Here is a 17,395-nt window from a genome sequence, read left to right as displayed (position 1 = left end):
CTCCAGTTGCCTATACAGCCGAAGAAAACGACGCATGCCGCGCAAATCGTGCCGCTGATAGCCCTTTCCCTTTGCGCTCAAACCCATATCTTGCCGGGAAAACACGCGAACACAAAAAGGCATGTCACTCATGACCACCGACCCACTTGTCGTCTTTACCCCGTCCGGCAAACGCGGGCATTTTCCTGTCGGAACGCCCATTCTGACCGCAGCCCGCCAATTGGGAGTGGATCTGGATTCGGTTTGCGGGGGCCGTGGTATCTGTTCAAAGTGTCAGATCACCCCAAGCTATGGCGAGTTTCCCAAGCACGGCGTCACGGTGGCCAAGGATGCGCTGAGCGAATGGAACGCTGTCGAGCAACGATACGACGACAAGCGCGGTCTGAAACCCGGTCGTCGACTGGGCTGTCAGGCTTCGGTTCAGGGCGATGTCGTGATCGACGTACCGCCAGAAAGCCAGGTACATCGTCAGGTCGTTCGCAAGGCCGCCACGGCACGCGCCATCACCATGGATTCAGCAACGCGTCTGTATTTCGTGGTGGTCGAAGAACCCGACATGCATTCGCCAACCGGCGATCTGGAGCGCCTTGAACGTGCGCTGCGCGAGCAATGGAAAATTGACGCGGCCACGGCGGACCTATCGCTTCTGTCCAAGCTGCAACCGGTTCTGCGCAAAGGCAAATGGGAAGTCACTGTGGCCGTTCACAAAGGTCACAAGGACAGCGTCGCACGCGTCGTCGAAATCTGGCCCGGCCTGCACGAAGGCGGGCTGTATGGGCTGGCCATCGACCTCGGCTCAACTACGATTGCGGCTCATCTGACCGACTTGGAAACCGGCGAAGTCAAGGCGTCGTCGGGTCTGATGAACCCGCAAATCCGCTTTGGCGAAGACCTGATGAGCCGTGTTTCATATTCCATGATGAACCCCGGCGGGGATCAGGAAATGACAAAAGCCGTGCGCGAGGCGATCAATGATCTGACCACCTCAATCGCTGAAGAAGCTGGGATTGACACCGTGCTGATCGTTGAAACGGTGTTTGTCTGCAACCCGGTCATGCACCATCTGCTGCTGGGTCTGGACCCGGTCGAGCTGGGTCAGGCGCCCTTTGCCCTGGCCACGTCCGAGTCGATGTCCCTGCCCGCACGCGAGATGGAACTGACCACCATGAACCCCCGCGCGCAGGTCTATATCCTGCCTTGCATCGCGGGGCACGTAGGCGCGGATTGCGCGGCGGTAGCTCTGTCCGAAGAACCCGGCAAGTCCGAGGATTTGGTTCTGATCGTCGATGTGGGCACCAATGCCGAAATCCTGCTGGGCAACACCAGCCGCGTTCTGGCCTGTTCCTCGCCCACAGGGCCTGCGTTTGAAGGCGCACAGATCAGTTCTGGCCAGCGCGCGGCACCCGGCGCGATCGAGCGGATCGAAATCGATCCCCTTACCAAGGAACCCCGCTTTCGCATCATCGGGTCCGAGAAATGGTCGGACGAAGACGGCTTTGACCTTGATGTCGCCACCACTGGTATCACCGGTATCTGCGGCTCGGGCATTATCGAAGCTGTGGCCGAGATGCGTATGGCTGGCCTTCTGGATGAAAGTGGCCTGATCGGATCGGCCGAACAGACAGGAACGGCCCGCTGCATTCCTGAAGGCCGCACACACGCTTACCTGATTCACGATGCCAGCGCCGAAGGTGGCCCCCGCATCACCGTCACGCAGGGCGACATCCGCGCCATCCAGCTGGCAAAATCCGCGCTATATGCCGGTGCGCGTCTGCTGATGGACGAGATGGAAGTTGACAAGGTGGATCGTGTGGTTCTGGCCGGTGCCTTTGGAGCTCATATTTCGACCAAACACGCCATGGTTCTGGGCATGATCCCTGATGCACCGCTGGACAAGGTCACCAGCGCGGGTAATGCCGCTGGTACAGGCGCGCGGATTGCGCTGTGCAATATCGGATCACGCGCTGAAATCGAACGCGTCGTGCGCGAGATCACCAAGATCGAAACCGCAATTGAGCCGAAGTTCCAGGATCATTTCGTGGCCGCCAACGCGATCCCGCACAAAACCGATCCGTTCCCGGAACTGACGCAGGTTGTCACGCTGCCCAATCCAAGCTTCAACACGGGCGGAGAAAGCGAAACAGGCGGTGGACGCCGTCGCAGACGTCGCGGTTAAACCAGCAAAGGAACGACTCGCAGGTACGCCTTGGGTCGTTCCCCAAACTGGTTTCAGGTTGCGCGTCGCACCTCGCCCAGCGACGAAACGCCCATCTGCGCCATGGCAATACTCATTTCATCACTCAGCACAGACCACAGCTGCTCAAGCCCTTCTTCCCCTTCTGCCGCGATTGCAAATTGCAGGATGCGGCCGAAGAAGGCAAAATCTGCCCCGTTTGCCAACGCTTTCAAAACATCCTCGCCCGAGCGCAAACCGCTGTCGTAAAACAGCGGATAATCCGGACCGACGGCGTTCCGAATTTCTGGCAATACGGCAATCGGCGCTGGCGCACTGTCCAACTGGCGCCCACCGTGGCTTGAGACCTGAATGGCATCGACACCTGCCGACCTGAGGCTCAGCGCGTCCTCTGCATCCAGAACGCCCTTGACCACCAGTTTCCCGGCCCACTGGTCGCGCAGACGGGCCAAAGTCTCCCAAGTCGCCCTGGCCCGGCTTTCCCGGCGATCAAAATCATATCCGTCCATCAGGAAATTCGCCATTTCGGGCTTGCCCCGCAGCAGCGTCGACAGCGACCACCGCGGATGAAGCGCAAAATCAAGCACCTGTTTCGGACCCATTTTGAACGGCATCCTGAACCCATGGCGCAATTCGCGCGGGCGACGTCCCACTTCGGGCACGTCGACCGTCAGTACCAGCGTTTCGTACCCCGCAGCCTTTGCACGCTCGACCAGCTTGAACGTGCCACTGCCATCGCCGCTGAAATACAGTTGAAACCAGGCATGTCCTTCTGCCTCGACAATCAGGTCTTCCAACGGGGTCGATGCGACGGTTGACACCCCAAGCGGCACCTCGTACCGCGCCGCAAGACGTGCCAGCATCAGATCTGCACCGGGGGCCGACAGGTTGCACATACCCATCGGTGCGATGCCAAACGGGCGCTGGGTCGACCTGCCAAAGACGGAACAAGCCAGCGACCTTTCACTTACATCTTTCAGAATCCGAGGGCGAAGGATCAGCTTATCCAGTGCAGCCCTGTTTCGGGCTGCGCCAACCTCGGCCCCGGCAGACCCATCGATATAGTCAAACACCATCCACGGCAGACGCCGCCGCGCCAGGCGGCGGGCGTCTTCGGAACTGTGGATAGCGCTGGATAACATCAGGCCTGTACGGCCTTCATGAACCGGTCGCGGATCACCACCGGATCCATAGTAATAACAGGCATCTTGGCGTTTCCGCTTTCGCACTTGGCCACGATGATGGTCATCTGTTTCGAATCCAGCGCTTCTTGCAGCACGCGGCCGGTGTCTTCGGCCTGACATTCGATTACGCGCTCGCATCCCGCGGCTTCCGCCATTTTCGCCAGAGAGGTCTTCTGCCCGGCATAAGTCGGCTGATCCCCAGTGGACCCGTAAGAGCCATTGTCGACGATCAACAGGATATAGTTGTCCGCCACGTTATTGGCGATGGTCGGCAAGGTACCCAGATTGGTCAGGACCGACCCATCCCCATCGATAACGGTAACCGGCTTGGGCTGCGACAAGGCTAACCCCAAGCCAATAGATGAGGCCAGCCCCATCGTGCCCAGCATGTAGAAATTGGTGGGCTGGTCGTCGATGGCGTGCAACTCCTGGCTTGGAATGCCAATGTTACAAACAACGAGCTGATCGCGCAGGATCGGAGCGATTTCTTTCAGAATTTCAGAACGGATCATTGGTCGCCATAGCCTCCCCAGAAACTGGCATCGGTCAGAATGGCGACCGGTTTGTTGCACATAAAGGTGTATTTGAGGATCGCGTCGAGTTCCTCAACATCTGACTGATGGTGGAAGTGATAAGTCGGGATATTCAGCTGAGCCAGCAGCGCTTTGGTATGCACAGCCATTTCAACCTGGCAGGCAACCGGTTCGCGCAGCTCTCCGCGATAGGAAATCAGCATCGGCAATGGCATGCGATAAAACTGGATCAGTGTCGCCAGTGTGTTGATCGTCACACCGATTGCGGTGTTTTGCATGATGATCGCGGGACGTTTGCCGCCCATCCATGCCCCGGCGCACAGGCCCATCCCCTCGTCTTCCTTGTTGGACGGGATGTGATGGATGTCCTCTCGCTGGTCGATTTCAGCGATGACACCCGCCAGTTGCTTGCACGGGACGGTGGTGACGAACGAGATATCGTTGGCCACCAGATCGTCGGTTATCTTCTTGTCTATGTTCATGGTCGGGCTGTTGGTCCTGTTGGGGCGCTTGGCGCGATTAAGGAAATCAGGTTCTGCGGTGCACATGTACAGCGCAGGGGGCATGACGAACAACGCGTGACGCTGTCGATCCCAGAAAGTAGTCGCTCAGGTCCGGTTTGTGCGAACCAATAACAATGCAGTCCACATTGTTGCTGGTCGCGTAGTCAATGATGGTGCGGGCGGTGTGTCCTTTGATAATTTCGGCTTTCACACCATCCAGCCCGTCAACTTTTTGCAACAATGCCCGCCTCGCGCGTTCGAACCCTTCGGCCACTGCGGATTTGTCGAGATAGGCGCTGACTGATCCCTGTGGCATTTCGTAGACATGCAAGCCGATAATCTCGGCCCCGTTTTCGGACAAGGCACGCGCGACCTCCAGCGTATGTTGTGATATGCCGTGATCCAAAGCCATCGGGACCAGAATATTCTTGTACATGGTGGCCTCCAGTTCTGTCAGGTTTATCCCCAGGGTCTCAGGATAATCTTCGGTGCGGCTACAGAGCCAGAGCGGATATCGCGAAACGCCTGCGCGCCATCAGCCAGTGCTCGCTCATCAACCCAATTCAGTGCGCCAAGACGGCCGTCAAAGATCGCCTGGGCCGTGTCGCGGAAATCCTGCGCGGTGTAGGTGTAGGTTCCGATAAAGGTGATCTCCTGCAAGGTCATGCGACGCACGTCCAGACCTCCGGCATCTTCACCCAATCCGACATGCGCGATCACGCCACCCGGCGCGGCCAGGGCCGAAGCGACCGACCGTGTCGCGGCATATCCAACAGCATCAATGACCAACGGGAAAGACCCATTGGGCGCATCCACAAGTGCAAAACTTTCGATTTCCGCCAGATAAGTCCGGCGCAACGCGTTTGGTTCCGCGATTGTAACGTCTTCAATACCCTGCGCCCGCAGGGCCAAGGCCGCCGCAAGGCCAATAGCCCCTCCGCCAATCACCAAGGCGCGGCGGTCCATCGCTGAATGCAGAGCCTCGATCCCCAGTCTGACTGCGTGCCAGCTTACCGCCAGAGGTTCGGCCAGCGCAGCCTTGGCGAAAGGGACATCATCGGGCACGTCGACAAGATTTCTGCCTGGCATCGAGACATATTGCGCGAACGCCCCTTCGCGCGGTGGCATCGAGATGATCTGGCGGTCCGGGCACAGATTCTCGCGACCCGCCCGACATGCCGCGCATTGGCCACAGGTTACCAGCGGGTTGATCGTCACCCGGTCACCGGCGCGGATACCATCAGCTATGACACCGGCTGCCTCGTGCCCGAGGATCAGGGGCGCTGGGCGACGTGCATCATGGCCCAGATAGGCGTGCATGTCCGATCCGCAGATGCCAACCGCCTCGACCCGGATCAGGTGTTCCGATGCGCCCGGTTCGGCATTCGGCACATCGTCAAAAACCATGTGTTCAACACCTTTGTAAACCAGAGCCTTCATTTGGCAGTAAACCCTCCGTCAACCATCAGAACCTGTCCCGTGACATAGTCAGATGCCCGAGAGCATAAGAACAGGATCGGCCCGTCGATATCCTGCATCCGCCCATTGCGTCCGATACAGGTTTGCGCGGCGTTCCGTTCCGCGCGCTTGGGGTCGTCGAACACAGCCTGCGTCAGTTCGGTGGGAAAGAACCCCGGTCCAATGGCGTTGGCGTTTATGCCAAAGGGCGACCACGCCTCGGCCATGGCGCGTGTCAACTGCCCGATCCCCGCCTTGGACGCGCCATAGGCGATACCACCTGGAAAAGCGCGCGTTGTTTGCAGCGAGGCGAAATTGACAATTCGCCCCCACCCCTTTTCCTTCATCGCCGGAACCATCGCCTGGCTGAGGAAGAACGGTGCGCTGAGGTTCAGGGCAAGCGTGGCGTCCCACCCCTCAGGAGTAACATCATCGGCGGCCTCACGCGTATTCACCCCAGCCGCATGGACCAGAATGTCGGGGGGGCCAAACTTGGAAGTGACGGCCTGTGTCAACGCATCTACCCCAGCGCGATCTGCAACGTCTGCAACAACCGCTGCAGCGCGCGTGCCAATCTCGGCCTGCATCTCCGCCAACGCGTCACTGCGCCGGGCCACGCCGATAACACGGGCACCTGCTGCGGCAAGGGTTCGTGCCACTTGCCGCCCAAGTCCCGAGCTGGCACCGGTGATACACGCCACCCGGCCTGTCAGGTCAAATAAAGTGCGCGGGTCATCCATCGGCAGTCAAGTCGAACTGCTCGTCCGGGAAATACTTCGCAAGACGCACATCTGCTGCACGGGCGTGACCCTCCATTCCTTCTAACCGCGATATCCGCGCGGTCGCTTCGGCAATAGGCTTCGACCCTTCGCGCGTAGCCCGCTGCCACGTCACGATCTTCATGTATTTGTGGACACTCAGCCCGCCAGTATAGCTGGCCGCGCCCGAGGTTGGCAGAACATGGTTCGTACCGGTCGCCTTATCTCCGTATGACACGGTTGTTTCCTCGCCCAGAAACAGCGATCCATAACAGGTCAGTCGTTCCAGCCACCAATCCAGATCCTCAGCCTGAACCGTCAGATGTTCGGGTGCATATTCGTCGGAACAGGCGGCCATCTCTTCGCGGTTGGAACAGACGATAACCTCAGCATAATCGCGCCATGCGGCCGAGGCGTTTTCGCGGTTCAGTTCCGGCAGATCGGCGATGAGCGCAGGTACCAGTTCCATCACCTTTTGCGCAAGGTCGCGATCATCAGTGACCAGCCAGACCGGCGAGTTGTATCCGTGCTCGGCCTGACTGACCAAATCGGTGGCGACGACATGCGCATCGGCAGACTGATCGGCAAGGATCAAACTGTCGGTCGGACCTGCGATCATGTCGATACCAACCTTGCCGTAAAGGATGCGCTTGGCTTCGGCCACGAACTGGTTGCCGGGGCCCACAAGGATGTTGGCGCGCGGCAAACCGAACAGACCGTAAGTCATGGCGGCAACACCCTGCACGCCCCCCATGGCCAGAATGCTGTCGGCCCCGCAGATATGCGCCGCATAAACGATGGCAGGCGCAACCCCTTCGCCAGGGCGCGGAGGCGAGCACGCCGTGATGTGGCGACATCCCGCAACTTTCGCTGTGGTCACTGTCATAATCGCACTGGCGATGTGGCTGTATCGCCCCCCTGGCACGTAACACCCTGCAGCATCCACTGGAATTGCCTTCTGCCCGGCAACGAAGCCCGGAACGATCTCGGTCTGAACGTCAGATACGGTCGCTTTCTGCGTCTCGGCAAAGCGCCGCACATTGTCGTGGGCGAAACGGATGTCGGCCTTCAGCTTTTCGGAAACTTTTGCACAGGCGGCCTCAATCTCAGCCGGGGTCAGCAAGACATTCCCTTCGTACTTGTCGAACTTGGCGGCGTATTCTCTTGCCTTTGCATCACCGCCCGCCTCGATATCGGTAAGAATGGTCTTAACCGTATCATGCACCTCTGAGGCGTGTGATTGAGCCGTTAAAGTTGCCTTTTTCAGATATTCACGAGGCATGTTCAGCAGGTCCTATTGGTAGATTTCAGGTAGCAATGTTGTCGACACGGCTGGCACGTAGGCGATCAGGATCACCACGATCAGCATGGTCAATACGAAAGGCACGGCTCGGGCGGCAATCTTCAGAATGGATTCACCGGTAATGCCAGATACGACGAACAGGTTCAGCCCCAGCGGCGGGGTGATAAAACCCACTCCCAGCGCGGTGATCATCATGATGCAGAACTGGATCTCGTTCATGCCGATATTGTCAGCCAGTGGTTTCAGGATAGGTGCCAGGATGACGATATTCGGCGTCGTCTCCATGACGCAGCCCGCTGCGATCAGGATGCCGATCATCAACAGGATCAGCAGATATGGGTCGTCTGTCAGCGAGGTCACCGAAGTGACAAACCCCTGAGGAACACCCATGATCGCCAGCGCCTCGGCCAGCGGAGCCGAAAAGGCGATGATCGGCAGGATCACCCCGTTCACCTTTGCAGAGCTGACCAGCATCGACGGAAAATCCGCCAATGTCAGCGTACGCAGGATGAAGCCCATGATGATGGTGACGACAACAGCCGTGGCACCAGCCTCAGTCGGCGTAAGTCGGCCCGAAAAGATGCCGTAAAAGATAATCCCCGGCACGATAAAGGCATACCAGCCAGACCTGAGCGCCTTGCCCAGATTGGCCAACCACTCCCCCATGGTCATCATGCCGCCACCTTCGTAAGCGTAAAGGCGGTTCATGATGATGTTGGTGATCAGGATCGACACCAGGATAGCCAGACCCGGGATCAGAGCGGCCAGAAAAAGCGTTGATGCGGAGATGCCCAGCACAAGGCCGATGATGATATAGGCGATTGAGGGCGGTATCAGGATGCCCGTGCAGGCACCGGCCGCGACCAGAGCACAGGCGTAGGGGCGCGGATACCCGCTTTCCACCAACCGGTTGATGGTCATCCGACCCACCGCAGCAGCCCCCGCAGCATCCGATCCCGAAATTGCCGCAAACATTCCGCAGACCAGCACCGTGGCCGATCCAAAGCCCCCCTTGGCGAAGCATGTCAAAGCCTCGGCAACATCCAGAAACTTGCGTGACAACCCTGTCCGAACCAAAACATCCCCGGTCAGGATAAACAAGGGCACAGCAGTCAGGGCAAAAGCGTCGATGCCAGTAAACAGGCTCTCTCCGACAAGGCTGAGAGGAAGGTCACCGGACATGATCAGCATTACAATCGCTGCTGTCCCAATGGCGGCCCAAACGGGCACGGCCAAGGCAATCAGGCCTACGAACAGGATCACCGGCAGGTAAAAATCCCAGCCCAGTTCAACGGTTTGATTGAGGGAATTCCAAAGCATCCGGTCTCTCCTCAGTCAAACAGCTTGTCGCCTTCGAAGACGGGCGTGCCGTCGCGAAGGCATTTCAGATCGCGTAACAGGGATTGGATCAGCCGCCAGATCATCAGGGCAAACCCGGTCGGCACAGCCATCAGGAACCAAACCTTGGAAATCCGCAAACCGTCCGTAACGGAACCAAACTTGGCCGAAACGTGAACCGCTTCATACGACCAGTAGAGTGCGATGATAGCCACCAGGAACATCACCAGATCGCCGAAGATATACAGCAGTGCCTTGGGGCGCGGCCCGACATAGTGCATGATCACATCGATCCGGATATGGGCGCGCTCTTTCACCGCGGCAGCAGCACCGATCCAGGCAAGGTAGATAAAGGAATACCGTACGATTTCCTCGCCCCAGATCGAGGAATAGGCGAATATCTCGCGCCGCAGCACCTCGATGGCCATGGTGATCACCAGCATCACGTAGAACACCAGCAGCAACCAGCGTTCGGCGTTTCGGTCAATGTTCTGAAGAACGGTCATCTGATCCTCCGGCGATGGAACAGCCAAGTCCGCACCTGCCTTGACGGGCCACTGTCGGCCGCGCAGTACAAGATCGTGGACGCCCGCAGGCGCCCACAGGTTTCACCTTAGGCGTCGTGGACGTAGTATTTGCCCTGCGTACCAGCCGCTTCGACCAGCTTCTCAAAGTTGTCCATCGAACCGGCCAGTTCCGTCTTGAACGGATCCCATTCCGAACGCTGATACCCACCGGCATCCTGCCATTCCGCCAGCTGATCATCGCTGAGCGAATGGAATTCAACACCAGCTTTGTTCAACTCGGCCATGGCATAGGCGCGGGCCGACGGAACTTTGGACAGGTTCTGATGACCGGTCATCTCGGCACCCCACATGATGCCTTCCTGCACGTCAGCTGGCATCGAGTTGAACCACTCCAGATTACAGGAATACACCTGACTGTCCGGAACGGCCTGCGTAAAGGTCACATGGCTGAGGATGTCCTTGAAACCGAAAACATAAAGCGCCCCGACCGACGGATCGAGCGCGTCGGCAACACCCTGCTTGATCGCCGAAGGTGTTTCACCCCATGCCACAGGCGTCGGGTTGGCACCAACCATGCGATAGTATTGTTGCAGCATCTTCGAACCGGGAACGCGGAACTTGATCCCGCCCATGTCCCCCGGTGTTATGACCGCATTGCCACCCTGCCGGACTGCGACAACACGCGGATCGATATTCACGTAGAACAGGGCCTTGAAGCCTGCCGCCTCGACCTTGGGGTGGACTTCGCTTTTCCACGTGTCCGAATGGACAAGGTTGGTGAAGCGCTGGTTCGACCCGCACAGATACGGCATGTTGATCAGGTCGACCGTGGACGCAAAAGGCGCAAAATTCGACAGCGAGTGCTGCGCGGCCTGAATGGTTCCACCTTGTACTTTCTGCACCAGCGCACCGCCCGCGCCTAGCTGGCCACCGGGGGCCAATTTGACATAGACCTTGCCGTTGGTAGCATTCTGGATGTTTTCCTTCAGATCCAGCTGCATGATCGGATAGCTGCGCGACGCACCCAGCACATAGGCTGTCGCCACCGTCATAATGTGGTCTGCGGCCTTTTCGCGCTCACTCTCTTCTTTTGCGGTTTGCGCGGCAGCCTCGGAAGACCACAAAACACCCCCTGCCCCGGCAACCAATGCGGCCGTGAACGCGCCACTCGCGCTCAGCTTCAGAAAGTTGCGACGTTCTGTTGACGCCAGTTCAATCTCGTCGTTGTTCATGAATTGCCCTCCCAAGCAAAAGTTCAGCTGCCGTCTGTTGCGTTTCGGTCAGCTTCCTTTTTCAGAATCGCGACAACGAACAAAATCGACGCCGCGAACAGAACCAACATCTCTCCTACGTCACCAAGAAACGCGCGGCCTGCAAAAGCACCCAAAGCAACGTTGGCGAAATAGATCGCGAAAACGACGACAGATGCAGCAAGGACCATTTCCGGGACTCCCGTTCAGAATCGGTTCAACACCTTTGTAAGCGCTTACATCAATATTGCAAGCGCTTACATTGGTGCTTTCATCATTTGAAAAATGCGATTAACTTAAGCCAACTGGAATTGAGAGTTCGAGAATGTCAAAACATCGGTCTGCTCCGACACTGGATGACGTTGCCAAGGCCGCGGGTGTTTCGACCGCGACAGTGTCCCGGTGTCTGAACAACCCGCAACAAGTTGTTGAAGCAACGCGCAAGCGTGTCCTGTCGACGGTCGAGGAATTGGGGTACACACCAAATTTCGCGGCCCGCGTGATGGCGGCCAAGCGGTCATTTACCATTGGCGCCATCATCCCCACCATGGAAAACGCGATATTCGCAAGGGGGTTGCAGGCGTTTCAGGAAGAGATACATCAGCGTGGTTACACGCTGCTGGTCTCCAGTTCAGCCTATGAGCCCGAAGCGGAAAAGGATCAGATCCGAACATTGGTCGCACGGGGTGCGGATGGGCTGTTATTGATCGGTCATGACAGGGACGCAGATATTTACGATTATCTGGACAGACGGAAAGTGCCCGCGCTGGTTGCCTGGTCCTTTCTGCCGGATAAACCTGTGCCGTCAGTTGGGTTCGACAACCGCAAGGCCATGAAAGCGCTGGCAGACCAGATCATCAGACAGGGACATACGCGTCTTGCGACGATATCGGGTATCAGTTCGGGTAATGACCGGGCGCGGCTCAGGATCGCTGGGATAAAAAGCGCCATGGCTGAACACGGCCTGCAGCCGGATGACCTAATGGTGATCGAAACCACATATGAGTTCGAGAATGGCGCGACGGCATTCAGGGATCTCATGGCGACTGACATGCCGCCGACCGCAGTTTTGTGCGGAAACGATGTTCTGGCAGTCGGCGCATTGAGGCAGGCGCAGAAAATGGGGCTCCGAGTGCCCGAAGACGTGTCGATTACAGGCTTTGACGACATCGAAATCGCGCGCATTGTCAGCCCTGCCCTGACAACGGTTCACGTGCCCCACCGTGAAATGGGTCAAAAGGCTGCGCAGGAGTTGATACGAATGATCGAAACGAACTCTGCGGGCCAGTCTTTGGAGCTTTCGACCCATTTGGTCACCCGAGACTCCTTGCTTGACCGCATTCCTTAAGGCTCAGAAAGTTCGGCGGTTCATTGCGTGTAAAAGGCGCACCGGTCTACGATTCAGTGTGACGATCCGCTTTCATTGACCTGAATCAAAGCACGCAAAGTGACCACATAGTGAAGTACGAATATATCAACGGGCCCGACGCTCACCTGCCTGACCCCAAGCAAATTTACCGGTGATCAGCACTTCAACGGCGCGAAGGTTTCACTCCACGGGCGCGGCAAATGCGAGGCGCGCTCTTCTGCCGACTACCCTCAGGCTCCTCGGAACCTAACGCACGCCAGTCACTGCATATGATCGAGGCAACTAGCCAAGTACAGAAACGTCGAAGCCAACTTAAGACACGCGGAGCGAAGCAATTGGCGGATAGATGATGTCCATCGTTGAACAAAAGACACCAAAGCTGCGGCGGGCGCTGACGACCCCGCTGCTCACGCTCTATGGGCTTGGAGTTACCGTTGGAGCCGGAATTTACGTGCTTGTTGGTGCGACGGCCGGGATTGCGGGCCCATTTGCCGCTGTTTCGTTCCTGATTGCTGCACTTGTTGTTGCGCTGACTGCCCTGTCTTACGCAGAATTGGCAACCCGATATCCTGTGAGTGCGGGTGAAGCCGCTTATGTCGAAGCAGGGTTTCAGAAAAGCTGGATGGCCGTTCTGGTTGGCCTCGCGGTGGCCGCCTCGGGCATCATCTCGGCCTCGGCCGTGGCTATCGGGGCCGCGTCGTACCTTCAAACGCTTACAGGTTTAGGCATTTCAAGTCTGACAATCGGTGTTGTTCTGGTCATGGGGCTGACCGCACTATGGGGGATCACGCAGTCGGTAATGGTGGCGGCAGTCATTACCATCATAGAAATCAGCGGGCTACTTGTCGTTATTAGTTGGGGCCTGTCCCTTCCAGACCCTCAGGGCTATGCCCTCACCCAGATGGTTCCCGGGCTGGACCCAAACGCTTGGAGAGGGATTTTTGCCGCTTCGCTTCTGGCGTTTTTCGCCTTTGTCGGTTTCGAGGACATGGCGAATGTCGCTGAAGAAGTTAAAGACCCCGCCGGAACAATCCCGAAAGCGATCCTGTTGACGCTTATTCTGGCCACGGTCTTGTATCTTGGCACGTCCATGACTGTTCTGTATGTGGTGCCGATCAATGTCCTTTCGACGTCCGCCGCTCCGCTGGCCCTGATTTTTACGGACGCGCCCGAGGTTATCCAGCAGGGGTTTTCGGCCATTGCCATCGTAGCCACGATCAATGGTGTTCTGATCCAGATGATCATGGCATCCCGCGTGATTTACGGGCTCGCGGATCGGGATCATTTGCCTAAGTTTCTGGCTACGGTATCTCAGGTCACTCAGACGCCAACGGTGGCGACAGTCATGGTCACGGCGATAATCCTGTTGCTGACCCAAACGCTTCCAATCGCCATTCTGGCCGAGCGCACGTCGCAAATTGTTCTGGGGGTCTTTGTGCTGGTCAATCTTTCACTGATCCTTTTGAAGACCCGGGCTGAAACCGATGAACCGCAGTTCCGCGTGCCTCTTGTTGTTCCCCTCTTTGGGGTGGTGACCAGTTTGTTGCTTTTTGCGTCCGCGTTTCTGTAAGCCTGTATCATTGGGTCAAGGAAATCCTGCGATGCGATTTACGTGAACATGACCACTGACCAACCTTCTACAGGAGCGCCGTTTTCTGCATGGTGGCATAGAACCTTTGTTGATCTGGCGCGACAGATGCGATGGTCCTACCTGCCACCGCTCATGGTCTACTTTGCCGCCGGGGTTTCTGGCCTGACATCGGTCGTCGGCGCCTTTTTTCTTAAGGACTATCTTAACCTATCCGCTTCCTTTGTTGCCGGGCTGGCGTTTTGGGCCGGGCTTCCCTGGATCTTGAAAATGCCACTGGGTCATATTGTTGATCTGTTTTGGCGGTGGAAGTCATTGCTGATCCTATTGGGGGCAACCCTGATCACCTTGTCCCTGCTCACCATGTACGGGCTTGTGGCCTTTCCCGGACATATGGTTGATGTCATACCGCTGGAACACTGGTATATCATTGCCCTGCTCTTGGCGCCTTCCGGCTATGCCATTCAGGATGTCGTCGCCGACGCGATGACGGTCGAGGCCGTTCCAAAGATCAATCCCGACGGGCAGCCGTTTTCGCCCGAGGAAACCCGTGCGCAGCATACAACAATGCAAACACTGGGCAGGATCGCCATTTTCTCGGGATTTGCAGCCGTAGCCGCGGTCAATATCTGGGTGTTCTCGGGAACCGAGGGCATGCAGAAATCAGACCGTCTTGCATTGTATGGCAACGTCTATCTGATCGCGCTTGTCATTCCCCTGTTGTCCGTCAGCGGTGTGGTTTTGCACGGTTTGATACAGCGTCAACATCTTCGCCTAGGTCATCCCCCGCATAACCCTGACGAAACCACCGAGGTCAAATGGCCAATCCTGTTGGGCGGTCTCGCCTTTGTTGTACTGAGTATCGTGTTGGGAACATCGAATTTCCAACTCGCCCAGGAAACTATTTTTGTAGTCTCACTGAGTGTGATCTTGTACCTGATGTCGCGCTTGGTGAAGGAACTGAACCCAAATCAGGCAAAGGCTCTGATTGGTACGGCGATAATCATTTTCGTGTTTCGTGCGGTTCCCCTGCCCGGGCCGGGGCTGACCTGGTTCGAAATCGACGAGTTGGGGTTTGACGAGCAGTTCCTGGCAATCCTGGCGCTTCTGACGTCCCTGCTTGCACTGGTCGGGCTCATCGTCCTGAGACCGTTTATGGCCAACCGCTCGATTGCGCAGGTCGTCATCATTCTGACCATAGCGTCGGGGGTCCTCGCCCTGCCCAACCTTGCGCTGTATTACGGCGTGCATGAATGGACATCTGCGCATACCGGCGGGATCGTAGACGCAAGGTTCATTGCAATCCTCGACACCGCAGTTGAATCTCCGCTGGGTCAAATCGCGATGGTTCCGATGCTGGCCTGGATCGCACGTAATGCTCCTGTGCATCTGAAGGCAACTTTCTTTGCCGTCATGGCGTCATTCACCAACATGGCCTTGTCGGCCAGCAGTTTGGCAACGAAATACATGAACCAGATTTTCGTGGTGTCGCGCGCGGTAACCGACCCGGAAACCGGTGTCGTCACATCGATTGCCGATTACAGCCAACTTGGACACCTGTTGATCGCCGTAGCCGTGACTTCCGTGATCGTTCCGTTGACGGTCGTATTCTTTGTTCAAAAATCGCCGTTCCAGACCAGTGATTGATTACTGGCTGACAGTTTCATTCAGCAAGGTTTTCAGGTGCAAAACCGGAACCCCGATGTTTGAACCCCCGAACTCTGGCAGGATCGCGGCGTTAATCGCGACCACCTCTCCCTTGCGGTTCAGGGCCGGCCCTCCGCTTCCTCCTGACGTTGTTTCTGCGTCGTAAACGACTGCACCCGGGCTTGTCTGCGCCACGATTCCTCGGCTGGCGAGAGGTTGAACCTGGTTTTGCGCAGATAACCGTGCGGCGATCGTCCAGAAATTGACGGACCCGTCTTTCTCGAGCGTTTTCAGAAATTCCGGCCCCGCCTGCGCAATTAACGCTTTCAGGCCAGTAGGATACCCCAGAAGAAAGACTTCGTCACCGCTGCGAGGAAGGTCATCGGCCAGACGTAATCCCAGCCCCTCGATACGGTTTGGATCAACCGACAAAAGCGCCAGATCAGCGGTCTCACTGAACCGGTCCAAAGTGGCCTCGATCGGGTCGACCTGACCTGGCAGATAGGCCAGCAACCGCAGCATCTCGGCCTCAAGACCTGCGTTTTTCAGCGCCTGAGCCTTGTCGCCGGATGTCCAGGGCAAGGCAACGTGGCGGTTGGTGGCCAACAGCGGCGTACCCTCCAGCAGAAACCCGGTGCCGGTGAACTGGAACTCCGCGGGCTCACCTGTTGCCTCCGGTTCGATCCAGGGTTGACCGAAGGGTGTTTGCAACTTCTCTCCGTTTGGCCCCAACACATGGCGCAGCAGTTTACCGCTTTCGATATGACGTAATCCGTAGGCGCCCTGAATGAAAGCCACGGATTGAGTAGAGGCGGTGATAACCCGGGTGGACGCCCCCGCGCGCTGTTCAAGGGTACCCAACCGCTGCTCGGTTGATATCAGTTGGTTCTGAAAGGCATCCCTCAACGCCACAAGGTCTTCTGGGGTCAGCACATCTTCCCGCGTCTGGCTAAGCATGGCCGCCACGGCTTCGATCTTGCGGGCTTCCTGTTGCAGGCTGTCGGCCAGTCTCCGGTCGTTTTGATAAAGCAGGAACAGCAGACCTGCGATCAGCGCAATCGCGGCAACCACCGTAATCCTGAAGAACATAGTGGTTTGAGAAACAAGCCGTCGCCCACTCTCACGCAGCGCACCCGACATTCTTTGGGCAAAGGGCCGGCGACTTGACCGCGCATAGGCATAGGCGTCACTCAGGATATCTTCGACCGTATGACGAATGGGAAACCTCTGAGTACAAATACGGTACCGGGAAATCGGGCCCAATTCGCCAAACTCGATCATGTCGCCATGTTTCAACGTTGCCGAAACGATCTTGTGGCCATTGACCCAGATGTCTTGCCCTGCCAGCGCGTTAAGCACATAGCCCCTTTCGGACCACTGAAGCGTTGCGATGTCTTCGTCATGGGGTGGTGTGTTGTCTTTCAGGCGCAGGCCTAGCGCACGGGCTTCGCCAACAGAAACAGTCAATGCGCTGTCGACAAGCCAGGAAATAGTTCCTCGGGACGGGCCGGTCAGGCTCTCCAGAAAGGCATGAACATCACCTGCGCAAGGCTCTTGGTGCGTTTTCGCGCCGATCTGATCCATTTCCCGCATAGTTGGGCTCTGCTCAACAGTGATGGGGTCACTCTATCATAAGACGCCCGGAATCCTACCAATCGCGAGAGGGATGCCCAAAACCGGAAATATCTACAGGCACAAGTCAATTTGGTGGAACGTCCCGATACGACCCCCATGCCTGCCGGA

16 protein-coding genes are annotated in these 17,395 nt (G+C 57.4%); 4 read left to right on the top strand and 12 right to left on the bottom strand.

Annotation, left to right across the window (positions count from 1 at the left end):
* Positions 1–130 precede the first annotated feature (130 nt).
* Positions 131–2,176 carry an ASKHA domain-containing protein gene (locus ACR0CE_RS02915; protein ID WP_480830844.1) on the top strand — a complete coding sequence of 682 codons (2,046 nt, stop codon included), beginning with the start codon at positions 131–133 and terminating at the stop codon, positions 2,174–2,176.
* 53 nt (positions 2,177–2,229) lie between these two features.
* On the opposite strand, the gene ACR0CE_RS02910 is transcribed toward ACR0CE_RS02915, so the two are convergent.
* From ACR0CE_RS02910 to ACR0CE_RS02860, 11 genes are all read right to left on the bottom strand, one after another.
* The gene (locus tag ACR0CE_RS02910; protein ID WP_480830842.1) at positions 2,230–3,336 is read right to left on the bottom strand and encodes an alpha-hydroxy acid oxidase; all 1,107 of its coding nucleotides are present in this window, start codon (positions 3,334–3,336) and stop codon (positions 2,230–2,232) included.
* Entirely contained in the window at positions 3,336–3,890 is a 555-nt protein-coding gene (gene comE, locus ACR0CE_RS02905) for a sulfopyruvate decarboxylase subunit beta (protein ID WP_480830840.1), read from the bottom strand. The genes ACR0CE_RS02910 and comE overlap by 1 nt, the downstream gene beginning before the upstream one ends.
* Positions 3,887–4,393 (bottom strand): sulfopyruvate decarboxylase subunit alpha, encoded by a 507-nt coding sequence (gene comD, locus ACR0CE_RS02900; RefSeq protein WP_480831217.1) that lies wholly within the window; start codon positions 4,391–4,393, stop codon positions 3,887–3,889. The genes comE and comD overlap by 4 nt, the downstream gene beginning before the upstream one ends.
* 46 nt (positions 4,394–4,439) lie before the next feature.
* The gene (locus tag ACR0CE_RS02895; protein WP_480830838.1) at positions 4,440–4,850 is read right to left on the bottom strand and encodes a universal stress protein; all 411 of its coding nucleotides are present in this window, start codon (positions 4,848–4,850) and stop codon (positions 4,440–4,442) included.
* A gap of 23 nt (positions 4,851–4,873) precedes the next feature.
* Positions 4,874–5,854, bottom strand: a complete 981-nt coding sequence (locus tag ACR0CE_RS02890) for an alcohol dehydrogenase catalytic domain-containing protein (RefSeq protein WP_480830837.1) — start codon at positions 5,852–5,854, stop codon at positions 4,874–4,876.
* Positions 5,851–6,612 (bottom strand): SDR family NAD(P)-dependent oxidoreductase, encoded by a 762-nt coding sequence (locus tag ACR0CE_RS02885; RefSeq protein WP_480830836.1) that lies wholly within the window; start codon positions 6,610–6,612, stop codon positions 5,851–5,853. Before ACR0CE_RS02885 ends, ACR0CE_RS02890 begins: the two co-directional genes overlap by 4 nt.
* The gene (gene hisD / locus ACR0CE_RS02880; protein ID WP_209503872.1) at positions 6,605–7,912 is read right to left on the bottom strand and encodes a histidinol dehydrogenase; all 1,308 of its coding nucleotides are present in this window, start codon (positions 7,910–7,912) and stop codon (positions 6,605–6,607) included. Before hisD ends, ACR0CE_RS02885 begins: the two co-directional genes overlap by 8 nt.
* A gap of 12 nt (positions 7,913–7,924) precedes the next feature.
* Positions 7,925–9,253: a TRAP transporter large permease gene (locus tag ACR0CE_RS02875; RefSeq protein ID WP_209503871.1), complete on the bottom strand. Its 1,329-nt coding sequence runs from the start codon at positions 9,251–9,253 to the stop codon at positions 7,925–7,927.
* A gap of 11 nt (positions 9,254–9,264) precedes the next feature.
* Entirely contained in the window at positions 9,265–9,777 is a 513-nt protein-coding gene (locus ACR0CE_RS02870) for a TRAP transporter small permease (protein ID WP_209503870.1), read from the bottom strand.
* A 107-nt stretch (positions 9,778–9,884) separates the two neighbouring features.
* The gene (locus ACR0CE_RS02865) at positions 9,885–11,030 is read right to left on the bottom strand and encodes a TRAP transporter substrate-binding protein (protein ID WP_480830834.1); all 1,146 of its coding nucleotides are present in this window, start codon (positions 11,028–11,030) and stop codon (positions 9,885–9,887) included.
* Positions 11,031–11,053: 23 nt separating this feature from the next.
* Complete coding sequence (locus tag ACR0CE_RS02860) at positions 11,054–11,239, bottom strand: hypothetical protein (RefSeq protein ID WP_267366030.1); 186 nt, start codon at positions 11,237–11,239, stop codon at positions 11,054–11,056.
* 134 nt (positions 11,240–11,373) lie between these two features.
* On the opposite strand from ACR0CE_RS02860, the gene ACR0CE_RS02855 reads away from it, so the two are divergent.
* The 3 genes from ACR0CE_RS02855 (at position 11,374) to ACR0CE_RS02845 (ending at position 15,652) form a co-directional block, all read left to right on the top strand.
* Positions 11,374–12,396, top strand: coding sequence for a LacI family DNA-binding transcriptional regulator (locus tag ACR0CE_RS02855; RefSeq protein ID WP_480485585.1), 1,023 nt, complete (start codon positions 11,374–11,376; stop codon positions 12,394–12,396).
* 370 nt (positions 12,397–12,766) lie between these two features.
* Positions 12,767–13,987: an APC family permease gene (locus ACR0CE_RS02850; protein WP_480830833.1), complete on the top strand. Its 1,221-nt coding sequence runs from the start codon at positions 12,767–12,769 to the stop codon at positions 13,985–13,987.
* Positions 13,988–14,035: 48 nt separating this feature from the next.
* Positions 14,036–15,652 carry an MFS transporter gene (locus ACR0CE_RS02845; RefSeq protein WP_480830831.1) on the top strand — a complete coding sequence of 539 codons (1,617 nt, stop codon included), beginning with the start codon at positions 14,036–14,038 and terminating at the stop codon, positions 15,650–15,652.
* On the opposite strand, the gene ACR0CE_RS02840 is transcribed toward ACR0CE_RS02845, so the two are convergent.
* The gene (locus tag ACR0CE_RS02840; protein ID WP_480830829.1) at positions 15,653–17,245 is read right to left on the bottom strand and encodes a trypsin-like peptidase domain-containing protein; all 1,593 of its coding nucleotides are present in this window, start codon (positions 17,243–17,245) and stop codon (positions 15,653–15,655) included. It lies immediately after the preceding gene.
* Positions 17,246–17,395 lie beyond the last annotated feature (150 nt).

It is taken from the genome of Ruegeria sp. L11 (assembly GCF_056531755.1).
The sequence above is the reverse complement of the archived record's forward strand: the minus strand, read 5'-3'. Positions and strand labels throughout refer to the sequence as shown.

Coding starts and splice junctions, on each gene's coding strand:
- ACR0CE_RS02915 (WP_480830844.1), top strand. CDS start 131: ATGACCACCGACCCACTTGTCGTCTTTACCCCGTCCGGCAAACGCGGG.
- ACR0CE_RS02910 (WP_480830842.1), bottom strand. CDS start 3,336: ATGTTATCCAGCGCTATCCACAGTTCCGAAGACGCCCGCCGCCTGGCG.
- comE (WP_480830840.1), bottom strand. CDS start 3,890: ATGATCCGTTCTGAAATTCTGAAAGAAATCGCTCCGATCCTGCGCGAT.
- comD (WP_480831217.1), bottom strand. CDS start 4,393: ATGAACATAGACAAGAAGATAACCGACGATCTGGTGGCCAACGATATC.
- ACR0CE_RS02895 (WP_480830838.1), bottom strand. CDS start 4,850: ATGTACAAGAATATTCTGGTCCCGATGGCTTTGGATCACGGCATATCA.
- ACR0CE_RS02890 (WP_480830837.1), bottom strand. CDS start 5,854: ATGAAGGCTCTGGTTTACAAAGGTGTTGAACACATGGTTTTTGACGAT.
- ACR0CE_RS02885 (WP_480830836.1), bottom strand. CDS start 6,612: ATGGATGACCCGCGCACTTTATTTGACCTGACAGGCCGGGTGGCGTGT.
- hisD (WP_209503872.1), bottom strand. CDS start 7,912: ATGCCTCGTGAATATCTGAAAAAGGCAACTTTAACGGCTCAATCACAC.
- ACR0CE_RS02875 (WP_209503871.1), bottom strand. CDS start 9,253: ATGCTTTGGAATTCCCTCAATCAAACCGTTGAACTGGGCTGGGATTTT.
- ACR0CE_RS02870 (WP_209503870.1), bottom strand. CDS start 9,777: ATGACCGTTCTTCAGAACATTGACCGAAACGCCGAACGCTGGTTGCTG.
- ACR0CE_RS02865 (WP_480830834.1), bottom strand. CDS start 11,030: ATGAACAACGACGAGATTGAACTGGCGTCAACAGAACGTCGCAACTTT.
- ACR0CE_RS02860 (WP_267366030.1), bottom strand. CDS start 11,239: ATGGTCCTTGCTGCATCTGTCGTCGTTTTCGCGATCTATTTCGCCAAC.
- ACR0CE_RS02855 (WP_480485585.1), top strand. CDS start 11,374: ATGTCAAAACATCGGTCTGCTCCGACACTGGATGACGTTGCCAAGGCC.
- ACR0CE_RS02850 (WP_480830833.1), top strand. CDS start 12,767: ATGTCCATCGTTGAACAAAAGACACCAAAGCTGCGGCGGGCGCTGACG.
- ACR0CE_RS02845 (WP_480830831.1), top strand. CDS start 14,036: ATGACCACTGACCAACCTTCTACAGGAGCGCCGTTTTCTGCATGGTGG.
- ACR0CE_RS02840 (WP_480830829.1), bottom strand. CDS start 17,245: ATGCGGGAAATGGATCAGATCGGCGCGAAAACGCACCAAGAGCCTTGC.